The following is a 16,903-nucleotide window of genomic DNA, read 5'->3' as shown; positions in this document are numbered from 1 at the left end:
CGGAACCACCCGTGCGGGTAGTCTTATTAGAACTCAACTCCCGCCCCTCACGCGGCAGTTCGAGCAGAACGTCGCCCTGGGCATCCCCTTGCACCTCCTTGGCGGCCTCTTGCCCCGAAACCCCCTGAGGGCTGGCGGGATTGGTCCACTATGGCGGGCGTTACGCCCTATCCCAATGCAAGGGACCCCAGATGAGATTGACCGACATATCGCTGAACTGGCTGCTTCCGGGCGCCGTACTGCTCCTGGGCATGCTGGCGGCGGTGGCGGTGCTCCGGCGCGGCAAGAACTCCTCGGGGAAGGACACCAGCGCGGACGACTCGTGGGAGCGCAGCGAGGAGCGGCGCAGGCGCAAGGAAGCCGTCTACGGAATCGCCTCCTACGTTCTGCTGTTCTGCTGCGCCGCCGTGGCGGCCGCGCTCTCCTACCGAGGACTCGTCGGCTTCGGCCGCGAAAACCTGAGCCTTTCCGGCGGCTGGGAGTACCTGGTCCCCTTCGGCCTCGACGGTGCGGCCATGTTCTGCTCCGTCCTCGCGGTGCGCGAGGCCAGCCATGGTGACGCGGCGCTCGGCTCCCGGATACTGGTGTGGACGTTCGCGGGTGCCGCCGCCTGGTTCAACTGGGTCCACGCGCCCCGCGGCCTCGGTCACGACGGCGCTCCGCAGTTCTTCGCGGGCATGTCCCTGTCCGCCGCGGTGCTCTTCGACCGCGCGCTGAAGCAGACCCGCCGCGCCGCGCTGCGCGAGCAGGGCCTGGTGCCCCGTCCGCTGCCGCAGATCCGCGTGGTGCGCTGGGTGCGGGCTCCCCGTGAGACCTACAAGGCGTGGTCGCTGATGCTCCTGGAGGGCGTGCGCAGCCTGGACGAGGCCGTCGAGGAGGTCCGCGACGACAAGGCCCGCAAGGAGGAGACCAAGCTGCGCCGTCGCGAGCAGCAGCGTGTCGAGCGGGCCCAGCTGAAGGCGATCAGCCGCGGCCACGGCCGCTGGCCCGGCCGTGGTGGCGGTGGCGGTGGCACCCGCCAGCTGGAGGCCCAGGCGACCCTGGAGCGGGCCACCTCCGAGCGCGTTCCCGCGGAGCCTGCCATAGCCAACTCGACCGAGCAGTTGCCGGGCCGGCCGCGCCCCTCCCTCCAGCCCGTCCGCCACGGCTCCGACGCACTCACCGTCGACCTCACCGCGGAGGACGACACCATGGCCCTGCCGCGACTGGACTCCCTGGAGCGCAAGCTCAAGGACCTGGAGCAGCAGTTCGGCTGACCGGTGAGCGGTAACGGGAAGGGGGCGCGGCCATACGGGCCGCGCCCCCTTCCCGTTCCCTCGGTCCCGTCGCCCCGGTCCCGTTGCCCCGGTCCCGTTGCCTCGGTCCCGTCGCCTCGGTCCCGTCGCCCCGGTCCCGTCGTCTCAGGCCGCTCCCGCCTCCAGCTCGAACCACACCGCCTTACCGACCCCGTGGGCCCGGACGCCCCAGGCGTCCGCGAGGGACTGCACCAGGAGCAGGCCCCGGCCGTGCGTACCGCCGTGGGTTTCCGCCGGGCGCGGCTGCGGGGGGCGGGAGACGAAGTCCCGTACCTCGACCCGCAGGCCGGCCGGTCCCACGGTCGCCGTGAGGACCGCGTCGTGATCGGTGTGGACGAGCGCGTTGGTGACGAGCTCGCTGGTGAGCAGTTCCGCTATGTCCGTGCGTCCCGGCCGGCCCCAGTGCCGCAGCATCTCGCGCAGCGCCCGCCGTGTCTCGGGGACGGCTCTCAGGTCCGCCCGCCCCAGTCTGCGCCGCAACTGGGGCGCCCGCGCGTGCCCCTCGGCGCCGTCGGCCCCGTCCTCCGCCGTCTGCTCCGCCGAGGTGTCCGCGATCACGGTCGCACCGCTGCCTCGTGCCTGCCTCTTCATGACCCCCGCCCGCGTGCCGATTGTCGGTTCCCCCCTGCTCGAACACGTTCACGGGGATGCTTGCCCCGTGGGCCCGGGGCCAGTCATGCCGGATCGTCGACGCCCAGGTGTTCGGCCACGGCCCCGGGCCCCCGCCCGGATCACGGCCGGGACCGGCGGCGCGGGGCGCGGCGGTGCGTGCGCCGTCTGCGCGGCGTTCGCCGCGTCCGCCGCCGGGCCCGGGTGCCGCCGGTGCCGTCCCCCCGGGAGGACGGGCGCGGGGGTCGGCCCCGGGGCCACCAGGCCTCCGGGCCCGGCCCACGTCTCCGGGCGGGCCCACCCGCTCCTCGTGCACGGATTGGCGCGGGAAGAGCCTGGTCGACGCGGTGGCCGCGGCCGGGTGGGCGGTGGCGCGGGGGATGGGAGGGGCGCCGGGTGGAGACGGCCGTCCCGCCGCCGTGTACAGGCGGCGGCCCCGGCCCGCGCGACGGAGCCGCCGTACGACGGCCCGGGCGGGCCCGGGCGGGACGTGCACCGGCGCCGCCCGTCAGGGACGGCCGCCGTCCGTGGCCGTCCCGCGCGTCGTCGCGCCTAGGCGGCCCGGCGCGTACCGACCGCCCGGAGTGGGCCGCCCGGCGGACACGTGTCTGCCGATCCGGCCGTAGGCCGGGAAGGGGTGGGGCGCGAGACCCCGGCCAGGGACTCCGCGGGCGCCGGCGGGCCGGGCCCGGCGGGCCCGGCCCGCGCTCCGGGTCCGGCGAATCCCTCCTCCTCGCCGCCGCCCTGACCCGGCTCGCGAAGTTGGCCGGAATCCGGCGGTGCCCGAACGGGCACACCCGTCGGCGTCGCGCGTGCGGGCCGCCGCCCTCCCGACCCCCGTGGCGGGAGGGCGGCGGCCCTGTCCTCGTCGGCGGCCGCCCTCTTCCGGTGACCGTCCCCTCCTTCGGCGGCCGTTCGCCTTCCGGCGGCCGTTCCCCTCCCGACGGCCATTTCGCCTTCCGACCGCCGTTCCCCTTCCGACGGCCGTTCGCCTTCCGACCACCGTTCGCCTTCCGACGGCCGTTCGCCTTCCGACGGCCGTCAGTGGAGCTTGTCGACGGCGCGGGTGGTCGTCTTCTTGAAGGCCTTCACCGGCGCGTCGCCGAAGTCGCCCATCTGCCCCCAGTCCACGACCGTCACGGTCCGGCCGTCCCGGCCGACGGAGAGGAGCCGGATGTCGGAGGCTCCCCAGGAGGTCTCGGTGTGCAGCCCGTGCACGCGGGCGCCCTCCTCCACGTCCAGCGTGCCGTAGTCCCGGCGGGCGGCGTCGGTCTCCGGGTCGGCCCGCTCGATCCGCGCCGGGCAGGAGGCGATGTCCTTGTTCAGGCGCGAGACCAGGCTCTTCGCCGCGCGGGTGTCCTTCAGTACGACGGTGATCTGACGGGCGCCCGTGTCGAAGTCGGTGCGGAACCCGCGGTGCCAGGCGGCGGCGTGGCCCGGCAGCGCCCGGCCCAGGCAGCGGTCCGCCTCCACCGCTGCGGGTACGCCGCGGGTGACCCTGCCGGCCGTCCAGGACGACGACGGGTGCGGCGGCAGGTCCCCGGCCGCGAGGAAGCCGGGCGTCGGCGGCGCGGCGCCGGCCGGTACGGCGAGGACGGTGCCGAGGGCGAGGCCCGCGGCGGCGAGGGCGGTGAGGGCGCCTGTGCGGATGCGCTTGGACATGGGTGTCCCCCGTGCGGATCGGGTGTGGGTGGGAGGGCGTGGCGCCGGTGGCGCGGATGGTCGGTCCGGGCCTGCTCGGCGGCGACACCCCGAGCATCGGCGGTCGCGGCGGCCGGCGGCAAGCTCCGGAGCCCGGCCGCCCGGCATGGAACCGTCCCAGGCCCTCTGACGTGCAGGTACATGAGTGCCTGGGATGCCGTCCCGGGCCGGGACGGGTCTGGGTGAGCGCGGGAGAACAGTGTCGACCGGTGACCGTGGGGACGAAGTCGCGGAGTTCGCGGCCCTGCTGACGGAACTCAAGGTGCGGACGGGGCGGAGCTACGGCTCCCTGGCACGCCGGCTCGGCATGAACACCTCCACCGTGCACCGCTACTGCGCCGGGGAGGCCGTACCCCAGGACTTCGCGCCCGTGGAGCGGCTGGCGGAGTTCTGCGGGGCGTCACCGCCGGAGCGGCTCGAGCTGCACCGGCGCTGGCTGCTGGCGGTGGCGGCGCGGCAGCGGCCCCGGACGGCAAACTCCCCGCGCCCGACGGAGACGGCCGGGGCGGAAGCCGACGTGCCCGTCGCGCCGCGCCCCGGGGACACCGCCGTCGCGCCGGCCCCCGCCCGGCACCGCCGTCGCGTCCCGGTGCTGCTCGGCGGCCTGGCCTGCGCCCTCGTCGCCACGCTCGGCGCGCTGTCCGCGCTGCCCGCCGACCACCCGCCCGCCACCGAGGCCGGGTCCGGGCCGTCCGCCGCCGGCCCTTCGCGGACGACCGCCCCGGCGGCCCCGCACCGCCCCTCCCCCACCTCCCCCACATCCTCCACGTCCTCCACGGCCTCCACGGCCTCCACGTCGTCGGGCTCCCCGTCCCGCTCCGTCACGTCCCCGTCCACGCCCGGCACCGGCGGGCCGTCCCCGAGCGCCCAGGCGTGGGAGTCGGTGACCACGGCCGTGCCCCTCGCCTGGACCGCCGACTCCCACGCCTGGGCGCTCGGCTGCGGTCACGACTACGTCCTCGCCGAGCCGCCCGCGCGGGTCCCGCCGCCCCCGGCGCCCCAGGACGCCGGGGCCTGGGCCGCGGCACAGGGGGCCGTGCACGGACGGGAGACCACCGTGGAGATCTCGGTGCAGGGCCGCAGCTCCGCGGCCGTGGTCCTGACCGCGCTGCGGGTCCGCGTCGTCGGCCGCACCGAGCCCGCGCCGGGAAACGCCTACGCCATGGACCAGGGCTGCGGCGGCGCGGTCAGCCCCCGCCACTTCGCCGTCGACCTGGACCGGGACCGGCCCGTCGCCCGCGCGGTCCCCGGCAACGACTCCGGCACACCGGTCCCGGCGGTCCGGCTGCCGTACCGGGTGTCCGCCGAGGATCCCGAGGTGCTGCTGGTGACCGCGTCGGCGCGGGGCTGCGACTGCTCCTGGTACCTGGAGCTCGACTGGTCCTCCCAGGGCCGCGCCGGTACGGTCCGCGTCGACGACCGCGGCCGCCCGTTCCGCACCCGCTCCATCGAGGGCCTGCCGCGCCACACGTACGACACCTCCGCCCGCCGCTGGGTGCCCTACGGGTAGGGCCGGCCCACCGGGGCTGCGCCTCCGCCCTACGGGCGCGGGACGTTGCGGAGGTTGGAGCGGGCCATCTGGAGCATCCGGCCGACTCCGCCGTCCAGCACGATCTTCGACGCGGACAGCGCGAACCCGGTCACCATCTCGGCGCTGATCCTGGGCGGGATGGACAGCGCGTTGGGATCGGTGACGACGTCGACCAGGGCCGGGCCCTTGTGCTTGAAGGCGTCCTTCAGCGCGCCGGCGAGCTCCTTGGGCTTCTCGACGCGCACCCCGTGGGCGCCGCAGGCGCGGGCGACGGCGGCGAAGTCGGGGTTCTTGTTGGTGGTGCCGTACGAGGGCAGCCCGGCGACCAGCATCTCCAGTTCGACCATGCTGAGCGAGGAGTTGTTGAAGAGGACGACCTTCACCGGCAGGTCGTACTGGACGAGGGTGAGGAAGTCCCCCATCAGCATGGTGAAACCGCCGTCGCCGGACATCGACACGACCTGCCGCTTCCGGTCGGTGAACTGGGCTCCGATCGCCATGGGCAGCGCGTTCGCCATCGAGCCGTGGGAGAAGGAACCGATCACGCGGCGGCGCCCGTTGGGCGAGATGTAGCGGGCCGCCCAGACGTTGCACATGCCGGTGTCGACCGTGAAGACCGCGTCGTCGTCGGCGAGTTCGTCGAGGACGGAGGCGACGTACTCGGGGTGGATCGGGACGTGCTTGTCCACCCTCCGGGTGTAGGCCTTGACGACGCCCTCCAGCGCCTCGGCGTGTTTCTTCAGCATCTTGTCGAGGAAGCGCCGGTTCCTCTTCTCCCGCACGCGCGGGACGAGACAGCGCAGGGTCTCGCGCACGTCGCCCCAGACGGCCAGGTCCAGCCTGGAGCGCCGGCCGAGGTGCTCGGGCCGTACGTCGACCTGGGCGATCTGCACGTCGTCGGGCAGGAAGGCGTTGTACGGGAAGTCGGTGCCGAGCAGGATCAGCAGATCGCACTCGTGGGTGGCCTCGTAGGCGGCGCCGTAGCCGAGGAGGCCGCTCATGCCCACGTCGTACGGGTTGTCGTACTGGATCCACTCCTTGCCGCGCAGGGCGTGTCCCACCGGGGACTTGATCTTCTCGGCGAACTCCATCACCTCGGCGTGCGCGCCGGCCGTGCCGCTGCCGCAGAACAGGGTGACCTTGTCGGCCGCGTCGATCATCCTGACCAGCCGGTCGATCTCCTCGTCGCCGGGGCGGACGGTGGGCCTGCTGGTGACGAGGGCGGTCGCGGCGGTCCGCTCGGGAGCGGGCTCCGAGGCGATGTCGCCGGGGAGCGAGACCACGCTGACGCCGCTGCGGCCGACCGCGTTCTGGATGGCGGTGTGCAGCAGTCTCGGCATCTGCTTCGGGCTGGAGATGAGTTCGCTGTAGTGGCTGCACTCCTGGAAGAGGCGGTCGGGGTGGGTCTCCTGGAAGTAACCGAGGCCGATCTCGCTGGAGGGGATGTGGGAGGCCAGGGCGAGCACGGGTGCCATGGAGCGGTGCGCGTCGTACAGGCCGTTGACGAGGTGCAGGTTGCCCGGCCCGCAGGAACCCGCGCAGGCGGTGAGCTTCCCGGTGATCTGGGCCTCGGCTCCCGCGGCGAAGGCGGCGGTCTCCTCGTGGCGGACGTGGACCCAGTCGATGCCCGCGTGGCGGCGGACGGCGTCCACCACCGGGTTCAGGCTGTCCCCCACGACGCCGTACAGGCGGGTGACCCCGGCGCGGACGAGGATGTCGACGAACTGCTCGGCGACGTTCTGTTTGGCCATGGTGCTCTCGTGCCCCTTCGGTATCCGTAGATCCCCTCGGACCCTCCGGGTTCCATGAATCCACAGCGGACGCCGTCATGCCTCCCAGCCGTCATGCCTCCCAGACCGCGGCGGCCGTACGGTCGTCGGCGTACCCCTTGACCCGCACCTGGGTGTCGGCGAGGAACGCGGCCAGGCCGGGCGGGGCGGCCTCGGACCACCGTTGCGCCAGGTGGCCGAGGAGCGCGGGCTCACCGCGCAGCGGGTCGGCGAGGCCGCCGGTGCACAGCAGGAGCGTGTCACCCGGGCGGGCCACGGAGGCCCGGAAGCGGAACGGTTCACGGGCCGGCCCCGAGGCCGGCCCGGAGGCCGGCCCGGAGGCCGGCCCGTACGGGTTCGGCGGGGTCGGGATGCCCAGGTCCATGGTGAGGCGGTCGCCCTCGGGGGTCTCGGCCGGCGGGGAGCCGAAACCGACGACCGGTTCGCCGGCGACCTCGCCGACCCGCGGTTCGATGTCCTGCCACGCGCCGTCCCGCAGCCGGAACAGCCCGCCGGGTCCGACCCCGAAGAAGACCCGCGTACGGCACGCCGGGTCGGCGGGCAGCAGCAGGCACCGCAGGGTGGCCGCGTACTCCTGCGGCTCCAGGCCCTGTTCGGCGGCGCCGGCGCGGAGCCGGCCGAGGCTGCGGTCCGTGAGGCGGTGCAGGCCCGACTTCAGATCGCCGCGCCGGCCGGCCCTTATGTCCTCCGCGAGCCGGACATGACTGCGGCCCACGGCCCGCCCGATCCACCGGCACACCTCGGCGGCCGCCCGGTGCGCCCCCGGCGTGGCCCGGGCGCCGGTCGCCATCGCGACCAGCAGCAGCGCCTGCTCGCCGGTGCCGAAACGCGCAGTGAGGAGCGCGTCGCGGCGCGGCTCGCCCCGGTAGCGCGCCGAGTCGCCCCGCACGGACGCGGCCCGCAGCGTGCAGGCCCCGTACCGGGCACCGTCCAGCACGGTGTCGGCGACCACGTCGTCGAGCGCGTCCGGATCGGCGGGCGGCAGCGCGGTCGGCTCGGCGTCGTACGTGGGCGGCCCGGATCCGACGTAGGGCTGCACGGTGGGCCGCTCGGCGTGCCGGGGCGCGGATCGCGGCGCGGTGACGGCCGGGGGGAAGGAGGCCGCCGTGCCGGTGGCGGAGGCGGTGGGGTCGTGCGGGAGCGCGGGGGGCGCGTAGGGCTGTACGGGGGCGGGAGGGCGTGGGGGGTGGGTGCCGGGGGGTGCGGGGGGTGCGGAGGGTGCCGGCTGGGGAGGGGAGGGGGTGGACGCGGTCTCCGGCATCGGCTTGGGCTCCGGCTCGGGGGCGGATACGGGCTCGGGGGCGGACTCGGAGGCGGGGGCGGGCTCCGCCACCGGCTCCCGGGGGGTGCAGCCGAAGGGGGCGGGGGGGGCGGGGCGCCGGGCCGATCGCTGGTCGAAGCCCGGGGGCAACGGACCGGGCGGGAAGGTGGTGGGACCGGGCGGCGCGGCCGACGGGGGCTCCCAGGGGGCGTGTCGGCGTCCTGGCGGGGGCGGATCGACGGGGGGCTGGGCGGGAGCGGGGGGCGGCTCGGTGACGGGACTGGTGTCCGGACCGGCGGCGGGGCCGGCACCCGGCCCGGCGGCGGGAGCGGCACCCGGCCCGGCGCTCGGCCTGCGCGGGCCGGAGGCCGGACCGGCGGCGGGGCCGGTGCGCGGCGGCGGGACCGCCGCTGTCGGCGTCGGAGGGGCGGCCGGCCGGGGCGGAGCGGCGGCGGGCGGCGGTGCCTCTCCCCGCGCCCACCAGTCCGCCTGCCCGGCGCGCTCGCCCTGCTGTTCCTGGTCCGGACGCTCGGCGGCCGGCGCGGAGCGGGTTCCCGGCACCGCCGCCGCCCCGGACGCGTCCTCGCCCTCGTCCTCGCGCGCGCGCTCGCGCGTCCGGTCGGCCGCCGTATCCGCGTCGGTTCCGTCCAGCGCCGGCTCCGCGGGGCGCACCGTCCCCGCCGCCGACGCGAAGCGGTCGTCGAGCGAGTCGCCGGCCGCCGCCGGCCCGTGGTCCTCGGCGGAGTCGTCGTACAACTGCCCCCACCAGTCGTCCTCGTGACCGGTGGGCCTACCCCCCTGCTGGCTCATGTCCCCGATTGTCCACCGCACGGGCCCCGGGGGAACGGGGCATCGGGAAAATGCGACCGGCCTGCGGGAGCCCCGACGGGCGACCTCCCGAACGGGGGTGCGACGGGGTGGGTGGGGAGGCCGCCGGGCGGTCCCACCCCCCACGGGAGGACCGCCCGGCGACCTCGGGTGACCCGGGCTCAGATCCCCTGGGCGCCCCTGCGCGTCATGAGCCCGCGTCACGTTCCGGGTGCCCGCCGACGCCGTGCCGATGCGGCCGACGGTCACATGTGTACGCCCCGAATCGAGATCCGCTGTGACGGATGCTCACCCCGGCGGCAGCGGATGATCACCGGTGGCCACCGTGCCACACGTTGGCAGAGCGACCCCGGGTAGGGCGATGATGTGCGGCGGCGGGATCACGCCGTGGCGGCTTCCCGCCACGGACGACGGGCGGTCGGGGAGGACGAGGGCGGATGCTGGGAGCGATCGGGCTCGACGGGATGCACGAGTCGGCGTACCGGGCGCTGGTGTCCGTGGGCGCCGCCGACGTACCGGACCTCGCGCGCCGGCTGGCCCTGGGCGAGCACGACACCGAGCGCGCGCTGCGCCGGCTGGAGGGGCACGGGCTGGTCGCGCAGTCGTCGGGTCGGGCCGGCCGCTGGGTCGCCGCGCCGCCCGGTGTGGCCCTGGCCGCGCTGCTCACCCAGCGGCGGCACGAGCTGGAGCAGGCGGAGCTGGCGGCGGCGCTGCTGGCGGAGGAGTACCGGGCGGCGGAGGCCGAGCCGTCCGTGCACGATCTGGTCGAGGTGGTGACGGGCGCGGCGGCGGTCGCGCAGCGCTTCCTGCAGATCCAGCTGGGCGCGAGCGACGAGGTGTGCGCGCTGGTCACCGGGACGCCCGTGGCCGTGACCGGCGTGGAGAACGACGCGGAGGAGCGGGCCGCGGCCCGCGGGGTGCGCTACCGCGTGGTGCTGGAACGGGCGGTCCTCGACCAGCCGGACGGCGTGACGGAGCTGGCGGCCGCGCTCGGCCGGGACGAGGAGGTGCGGGTCGTGGACCGGGTGCCGACGAAGCTCGTCGTGGCGGACCGTTCGCTCGCCCTGGTGCCGCTCACCGGCCGCTCGGCGGAGCCCGCCGCGCTGGTGGTGCACGCCAGCGGGCTGCTGGAGCTGCTGTCGGGGCTGTTCGAGTCGGTGTGGCGGGAGGCACTGCCGCTGCGGCTCGGCGCGGGAGGCGTCGCCGAGCGGGACCCCGACGGCCCCGACGGCCCCGACGGCCCCGACGCCGCCGATCTGGAGATCCTGTCCCTGCTGCTGGCCGGCCTGACCGACGCGAGCGTCGCCAAACAGCTCGGCCTGGGCCTGAGGACCGTACAGCGCCGGGTGAAGCGGCTGATGGAGCTGACGGGCGTGACGACCCGGCTCCAGCTGGGCTGGCACGCGTACGAGCGCGGATGGGTGACCCGGGACCACTAGAGCCCCCGGGCGCCCGCCTTGACCTGCGCCTTCGCCCGGTCTCCGGCAGGCTGGGCAGATGGGCGTGTGGGAACTCCTGCTGGTCGGCCTGGTCATCCTGCTCGGCCTGTGCGGAGTGATGGTGCCCGGTGTTCCCGGGTCGTGGCTGGTGTGGGCCGCGGTCCTGTGGTGGGCGCTGAAGGACCCGCAGCCGGTCGCCTGGGCGGTGCTGGTGGGTGCGACGGTCGCCCTGTTCCTGTCCCAGGTGGTGCGCTGGGCCCTGCCGCCCCGCCGGCTGCGGGTGGGCGGCGCCACCCGGCGGATGGCGGTGTACGCGGGTGCGGGGGCGTTCCTCGGCTTCTTCCTGCTGCCCGTGTTCGGCGCGATCCCGGGGTTCCTGGGCGGTGGCTACCTCGCCGAGCGCCTGCGCCTCGGCCGGTCCGACGCGGCCCGCGCGTCGCTGCGCACGGCGATGCGCGCGGGCGGCTCCAGCGTCCTCGCGGAACTCTTCACCTGCCTGCTGGTCATGGGGGCGTGGCTGGGCGCGGTGCTGTGGGGGTGAGGCACGGCCGTAGGGGCGCGGGTCCCCGCGTGCGGCCAGCACGCGGGGGATCCGGGGCAACCCCCCTGCGGTCTGCTCGGCAGGGGCGGGGACCGGCCGACGCCTCAGCCCAGCTGGAGGACGCCGCCGTCTCTCGGAGCGCCCTGATAGGCCCGGATCTCGTCGACGTCGCCGCGCAGGTACTCGCCCCACCCGTCGCCGGACATGGCCCGGCCGACCTGAAGGGCACCCGAGCCGGGCCGGCCGACGGGAAGGCCGGCGGTGGCGCCGGCGCTCGTGGAGCCGTCGACGTAGAGCTTGATGCGGTCGGTCGCATCGTCGTACACCACGGTCAGCCGCTGCCCTGGCCCCTGACTGCCGTAGAGGGTCACGACCTGGGACACCACGCTCTCCGGGGCCCCGGCCGCGTCTTCGTGCGGCACGACCAGCTGCCAGGCGTGCAGCGCCGGTACATAGCGCACCTTGAAGGCGTCGGTGTGCCGGCCGGGCTGTGAGAGCACCGTCATCGGACCCGACGGCTCGGCGTCGGCGAGACGGACGACGACACTGATGGTGAAGCTGTCGGAGGTGTCCACGACGGGCCCGTCGGTGGCCGCGTACCCGGTCTCACCGTCGAGTTGCAGGTGACCGTCGCCGACAAGGGCGTGGGGGACGTAGCAGCCCGGGTCGAGGTCGCAGTCGAGGTCCGGCCCCCGGTGGATCGAGGCTCCGGTGCCGAGCCGCAGCGGAGCGCCCCCGTTAGCCTCGGGGCTCAGGCCGTCCGACGCGGTCTCCAGGGACCAGCGCCCGAGCAGCGTGGGCTTGCGGTAGGCCAGGTCGGTGATCTCCTCCGGGACCACGACCCGGTCGTAGACGCGGACGTCGCCGACGGCGCCCTGCCAGTGCTGCCGGTAGCCGTCGCCGTGCCGGCTCCGCCCGATCTGGAACGGCCCGGTGGACTCGGACGGAGTGACCTGGACGGGCGTGCCCACGGCTTCACCGTTGACGTACAGCAGAGCTTGGCCGGTCTCGGCGTCGTACATGGCCAGCAGATGGGCCCATTCGCCGGTCTCCGGTGCTCCGCCGGTCACCTGGGCCCCGCCGACGGTGAGGGACCACACGGGCCTGTCGTCCTGGTGGCGCAGGCCGAGGTCGAAGGCGGTGGTGCCGCCCGCATCCTGGCCGGCCACGGTCATGGCGCGGTCGGTCCGGGCCGGGCGCACCCAGGCGCCCACCGCGAACGTGCCCCGGGTGTCGATCACCTGCGCGTCGGGGGTGAGGAAGGCTTGCCCCCCGCCGTCCAGCTCGGCCGTCGTCGCCAGCTCCGTCCCCCATGGTGCCGTCGATCCGAAGGTCACTCCGGATCCGGCCGAGGCCGCCGGGCCGGTCTCGGCGGCGGCCGTCGTCGCGCCCTGCGCGTCGGCGAGGGTCCAGCGGGCCACCGGGGCACGGCCCGACGTGGCCCTGAAGAGGTGGGTGACGGTGGTGCTGCTGCGTCCGGCGCGGTCGACGGCGCGCACGCTGAAGTAGTGCGGCCCGGACGTGAGCGGCAGGTGGCGGATCGCGGCGGCGCCACCGGGCTCGGCGGGCCGGACGGTCACCTCCTCGGGGCCGCCGAGGAAGCCGTAGACGTAGGACGTCACGTCGGGCGACGGCGAGTCCACGGTGAAGGTGCCGTAGACACCGACGCCGTCGTGCCACGCGCCGTCGTCGGGGTACTCCGCGGAGCTGACGGTCGGCGCGGCGGGGTTCTCGGTGTCCTGCTCGAACTCGCAGGCGAAACCGGCGCCTTCGGAGCTCCAGGCGGACGTCGCGGTGCCGTCGTCGGCGCGGACGTGCCAGGACACCGTGGTGCCGGCGGGTACGTCGTCGGGCAACCGCCACTGCTGCCGGTACCCGGAGGGACGCTCAGAGGTGGTGTACGAACGGCGCTGCTCGACCCCGTCCGGGCCGGTCCACCAGGCCTCGAACTCGCCCTTGACGTTGTTGCCCTCGGCGGGCTGTTCGTCCTCCTCCGGGTCGTACAGCACGGCGCTGACGGTCGGCGGCTCGGGGACGTACGCCTTGCCGGACCCCGCCGTGCACGCCTGGGAGTCGGTCATCAGGTCCTGTACCAGCGGCTGGTGCGGCGGAAGGTTCTCGGCCGCGAGGGCGACACCCGGCACGCCCAGGGCGCCTGCCGCCAGCAGTCCCACCACGGCGAGCCGACCGTGTCTTCGGCGGTTCTCCCTGCTCTTCGGACGTCTCACGCCCACCCCTCCCTCGTGGAAAAGCTGTGCCGTTCGGGTGGCTGGAGGCTAACAGGGGGCACCGACAGAACCGGATCTATTTTCTATGTACTGATGTGCGAAACCGAGAGGATCCGACCGGAACCCGGACCGCACCCGCAGTGCCCTGACACACCCTCACCACGCCCCTTCCAGCCCCAGCAGCCGCACCTTGCGCTCCAGGCCGCCCGCGTAGCCGGTGAGGGAGCCGTCGGCGCCGATGACGCGGTGGCAGGGGCGCACGATCAGCAGGGGGTTGGCTCCGATGGCGCCCCCTACGGCCCGTACGGCGGGGCGGGAGGCGCCGATCAGGGCGGCGATCTCGCCGTACGTGGCGGTGGCGCCGTAGGGGACGGTGTCGAGGGCGGCCCACACCCGCTCCCGGAAGGCGGTGCCCTCGGCCCGGAGCTCCAGGTGGAACTCCTTGAGTTCGGCGGCGAAGTAGGCGGCGAGCTGTTCCTCGGCCGCGCGGAAGGGCCCGCGGTCGTGCCGCCGGCCGTCCGGGACCGGCCGTGCGCCCTTCTGGCCGGGCACGGACAGCGAGGTCAGCGCGCCGTCCGGGGCGGCGGTCAGGAGCAGGGGGCCGAGCGGGCTGTCGACGCTAGTCCAGTACATGGGTTTCCTTCGCTGCGCGCAGGTGGTGGAGGGCGTACGTCCGCCAGGGACGCCAGGCGTCGGGGACGTCCGCGCCGGGCGGCGCGACGTCGGGGTCGCCGAGGGCCCGGGCCCGGACGTCGGCGACCGTGCGCCCGTCCAGGCCGGGCAGCGCGAGCAGCGCCGCCTGGGCGTCGTCCCGGTCCGCGCCCGCGTCGAGGCGTACGGTGCCGTCGGCGAGGGCGGTGGCGAGGGTGCCCACGGGGCCGGTGACCTGGGCGAGGGCCGCCGGTTCGGGGAAGAGGTGGGTGAGGCTTCCGCTGGGGGCGTCCAGGGCCTTGCCGTGGGCGGCCACCAGGTGTGCGGTCGCTTCCCGGCCCGCCAGCGCCCGCACCGCGTACTCGTCCGGGTCGGCGGCGCCGGGCGCGCGCAGTCCGGGCCGGGCGGCGACGAGCGGGGCGAGCCGCGGGTCCGTGCCGAGCCGCTCGTCGACGGCGTAGGGGTCGGCGTCGAGGTCGAACAGCCGCCGCAGCCGCTGGACGGCGGTGGTGAGGTCGCGCGGGTCGGTGAGGTGCAGCCGGGCGTGGAGCCAGCCGCCGGGGTGGACGGCGGAGGCGGTTGCGGAGCCCGTCCGTTCCTCGACGGCGGCGATCCCGGTGCCGTAGGGGAGGCGGAGCGTGCGGCGGTAGGTGCGGCGGCCGGGCGGGCCGTCGACCTCCTCGACGCCGGTGACGGCCTCCCGTCGCAGCAGGTCGAACACGGCGGCCGCGTGGTACGGGCCGCGGTGGGCGAGCCGCAGCGGGATCCCCACGCCCGGGTCGGCCGTGCGGCCCTGCCGGGGGGCGGCGTCCCGCAGCCGGGTCGGGGTCAGCGCGTACACGGCCCGGATGGTGTCGTTGAACTGCCGGACGCTCGCGAAGCCCGACGCGAAGGCGATCTCGGTGACCGGCAGGCCGGTGGTCTGGAGCAGCACCCGCGCGGTGTGCGCGCGCTGCGCCCGCGCGAGGGCGACGGGACCGGCGCCCAGCTCGGCCGTGAGCTGCCGCTGCACCTGGCGGGCGCTGTAGCCGAGGCGTACGGCGAGTCCGGCGACGCCCTCCCGGTCGACGACCCCGTCGCCGATCAGTCGCATGGCCCGCCCGACCACGTCGGCCCGCGCGTTCCAGTCGGCCGAGCCGGGCGTGGCGTCCGGGCGGCACCGCCGGCAGGCCCGGAACCCCGCGCCCTGTGCGGCGGCGGCCGTCGCGAAGAACCGCACGTTGCGTCGTTTCGGTGTGACGGCGGGGCAGCTGGGCCGGCAGTAGATGCCGGTGGTCTCGACGGCGAAGAAGAACGTGCCGTCGAACCGGGCGTCCCGGCTGCGCACCGCCTCGTACCTGGTCTCCTCGTCCTTCACGGGTCCCAGTCTTCGCCCCCGGGGGAGGGCGCCGCCAGCGGGATTCGGACGTGGTGGTGGGCGGCGGGCGGCCCCCGCCCACCCCCCCCCCCCCCACCCCCCCCGACCCACCCCCCGCGCCCCCCCCGACCGCCGACCGCCGCTCACCACCCCCGCCGACCGCCGACCGCCGCTCCCGCCGGCCGCCGCTCACCGCTCCCGCCGGCCGGCGGGGGCCACCCCCGCCGGCCGCCGTGCCGTCACCGCCACTGCCCGCGCTTGGCGCGTCCGGCCGCCCGGCCCTCGGCCTGCTTGCGCTTCCAGTCCTGCCGGACGTCGGCGCGAACCCGGGCGTCGGACTTGGCGGTGATCCACTGGTTCTCGCGGACGAGCTTGCGGTAGCTGTCCAGGCGGCGCGGGGACAGGTCGCCGGTGTCGACGGCGGCCACGACCGCGCAGTCGGGCTCGTACTCGTGGGCGCAGTCGTGGAAGCGGCAGTCGCGGGCGAGTGCGTCGATCTCCGAGAAGACCTGGCCGACGCCGTGCCCGGCGTCCCAGAGCCCGACGCCGCGCAGTCCCGGCGTGTCGATGAGCACCCCGCCGCCGGGCAGCGTCAGCAGGTTGCGGGTGGTGGTGGTGTGCCGGCCCTTGCCGTCCAGGTCGCGGGTGGCCTGGACGTCCATGACGTCCTCGCCGACGAGCGCGTTGGCGAGCGTCGACTTGCCCGCGCCGGAGGCCCCGAGCAGCACGGCGGTGCCCCCGCCGAGGGCGCTCGTCAGCTCCCGGACGCCCTCGCCTGCGAGAGCGCTGACGGTGTGGACGGGCACGCCGGGCGCGCTGCGCTCGACGTCCTCGACGAGGTACGCCCGTACGGCCGGGTCGGGCACGAGGTCGGCCTTGGTGAGGACGACGACCGGCTGGGCGCCGGACTCCCAGGCGAGGGCGAGGAACCGCTCGACCCGGCCGAGGTCGAGTTCGACGGCCAGGGACAGGGCGATGACGGCGCGGTCGGCGTTGGCCGCGAGGATCTGCCCCTCGGACCGCTTGGAGGAGGTGGAGCGCACGAAGGCGGTACGGCGCGGCAGGCACGCCCGTACGTAGCGCGGGGTGCCGTGGGCGTCGACGGCGACCCAGTCGCCGGTGCAGACGACCCGCAGGGGGTCGTGCGGGGTGACGAACGCGGTGTCCGCCCGTACGACACCGTCGGCGGTGACGACGTCGCACTGCCCGCGGTCGACCCGGACGACACGGCCGGGCAGCAGGCCCCGCTCGGCGTGGCCGGTGAACTCGGCCTCCCAGTGCCCGTCCCAGCCGTAGCGGGCGAGCGGGTGCGGGAGGTGCGGGGAGGGCGAGGTGGAGACGAGGTTCAAGGAGGGCCCTTCACAGGGCGGTCCCGGGTGGCGCGCGGGAGCGCGCGGAAGTGACAGGTGGTCAGCCGGAGACCGCGGAGGTGGAGTGGACAAGCGTCTGGTCGCTGCGGACAGCACCCTTCGTGGCGACAGTCATCGGTCACACCTCCCGTTCCTCGTACGGCTGTCGGCGGCGGCCTCCCGCCCCCGTGTGAAGCGAGGCCCATCATAGGAGGGCCGGGCCACCCGGCGCGATCGGATAACGCCCCGGCGGGAGAACGCGGGCGCCGTACGGGTCACCGGCCGTCCGGCGACGCGCTGGACACCGAACGGCCGCGGGCTGA

At 75.7% G+C, this 16,903-nt stretch carries 12 protein-coding genes; 4 read left to right on the top strand and 8 right to left on the bottom strand.

All coding sequences use genetic code 11. The annotated features are described in order from the left end of the window. Positions 1-191: 191 nt before the first annotated feature. Positions 192-1,256, top strand: coding sequence for a DUF2637 domain-containing protein (locus ACFV9M_RS13685; RefSeq protein ID WP_385077824.1), 1,065 nt, complete (start codon positions 192-194; stop codon positions 1,254-1,256). A gap of 144 nt (positions 1,257-1,400) precedes the next feature. Here ACFV9M_RS13685 and ACFV9M_RS13680 read toward each other — a convergent pair whose 3' ends face one another. Together ACFV9M_RS13680 and ACFV9M_RS13675 are read right to left on the bottom strand one after the other, a co-directional pair. Continuing rightward, complete coding sequence (locus ACFV9M_RS13680; RefSeq protein WP_385079921.1) at positions 1,401-1,886, bottom strand: ATP-binding protein; 486 nt, start codon at positions 1,884-1,886, stop codon at positions 1,401-1,403. A 1,059-nt stretch (positions 1,887-2,945) separates the two neighbouring features. Continuing rightward, on the bottom strand, positions 2,946-3,566 hold the full coding sequence (locus ACFV9M_RS13675; RefSeq protein ID WP_385079596.1) for a hypothetical protein: 621 nt from the start codon (positions 3,564-3,566) through the stop codon (positions 2,946-2,948). 238 nt (positions 3,567-3,804) lie between these two features. On the opposite strand from ACFV9M_RS13675, the gene ACFV9M_RS13670 reads away from it, so the two are divergent. Then, positions 3,805-5,115 carry a helix-turn-helix domain-containing protein gene (locus ACFV9M_RS13670; protein WP_385079599.1) on the top strand — a complete coding sequence of 437 codons (1,311 nt, stop codon included), beginning with the start codon at positions 3,805-3,807 and terminating at the stop codon, positions 5,113-5,115. Between the two features lie 29 nt (positions 5,116-5,144). Here the strand turns inward: ACFV9M_RS13670 and ACFV9M_RS13665 are convergent, their stop codons facing one another. Next, entirely contained in the window at positions 5,145-6,887 is a 1,743-nt protein-coding gene (locus ACFV9M_RS13665) for a pyruvate dehydrogenase (protein ID WP_385079601.1), read from the bottom strand. Positions 6,888-6,978: 91 nt separating this feature from the next. Continuing rightward, a complete protein-coding gene (locus ACFV9M_RS13660; protein WP_385102428.1) occupies positions 6,979-8,997 on the bottom strand; it encodes a protein phosphatase 2C domain-containing protein in 2,019 nt (672 codons plus the stop codon). Positions 8,998-9,452: 455 nt separating this feature from the next. Here ACFV9M_RS13660 and ACFV9M_RS13655 point away from each other — a divergent pair, with 455 nt between their 5' ends. Both ACFV9M_RS13655 and ACFV9M_RS13650 read left to right on the top strand, forming a co-directional pair. After that, positions 9,453-10,454, top strand: coding sequence for a winged helix-turn-helix transcriptional regulator (locus tag ACFV9M_RS13655; RefSeq protein ID WP_385066335.1), 1,002 nt, complete (start codon positions 9,453-9,455; stop codon positions 10,452-10,454). A 58-nt stretch (positions 10,455-10,512) separates the two neighbouring features. Next, positions 10,513-10,995: a DUF456 domain-containing protein gene (locus ACFV9M_RS13650; RefSeq protein WP_385066338.1), complete on the top strand. Its 483-nt coding sequence runs from the start codon at positions 10,513-10,515 to the stop codon at positions 10,993-10,995. Between the two features lie 104 nt (positions 10,996-11,099). Here the strand turns inward: ACFV9M_RS13650 and ACFV9M_RS13645 are convergent, their stop codons facing one another. From ACFV9M_RS13645 to rsgA, 4 genes are all read right to left on the bottom strand, one after another. After that, entirely contained in the window at positions 11,100-13,223 is a 2,124-nt protein-coding gene (locus tag ACFV9M_RS13645; protein WP_385066341.1) for a LamG domain-containing protein, read from the bottom strand. Positions 13,224-13,379: 156 nt separating this feature from the next. Further along, complete coding sequence (locus ACFV9M_RS13640; protein WP_385066344.1) at positions 13,380-13,856, bottom strand: methylated-DNA--[protein]-cysteine S-methyltransferase; 477 nt, start codon at positions 13,854-13,856, stop codon at positions 13,380-13,382. Then, positions 13,843-15,231, bottom strand: coding sequence for a DNA-3-methyladenine glycosylase 2 family protein (locus ACFV9M_RS13635; protein ID WP_385066347.1), 1,389 nt, complete (start codon positions 15,229-15,231; stop codon positions 13,843-13,845). The genes ACFV9M_RS13640 and ACFV9M_RS13635 overlap by 14 nt, the downstream gene beginning before the upstream one ends. Before the next feature lie 239 nt (positions 15,232-15,470). Beyond that, the gene (gene rsgA / locus ACFV9M_RS13630; protein WP_385066350.1) at positions 15,471-16,580 is read right to left on the bottom strand and encodes a ribosome small subunit-dependent GTPase A; all 1,110 of its coding nucleotides are present in this window, start codon (positions 16,578-16,580) and stop codon (positions 15,471-15,473) included. Positions 16,581-16,903 lie beyond the last annotated feature (323 nt).

The sequence above is a fragment of the Streptomyces sp. NPDC059895 genome (assembly GCF_042731035.1).
Lineage (GTDB): Bacteria > Actinomycetota > Actinomycetes > Streptomycetales > Streptomycetaceae > Streptomyces.
This window is presented reverse-complemented; position numbering and strand designations above follow the sequence as displayed.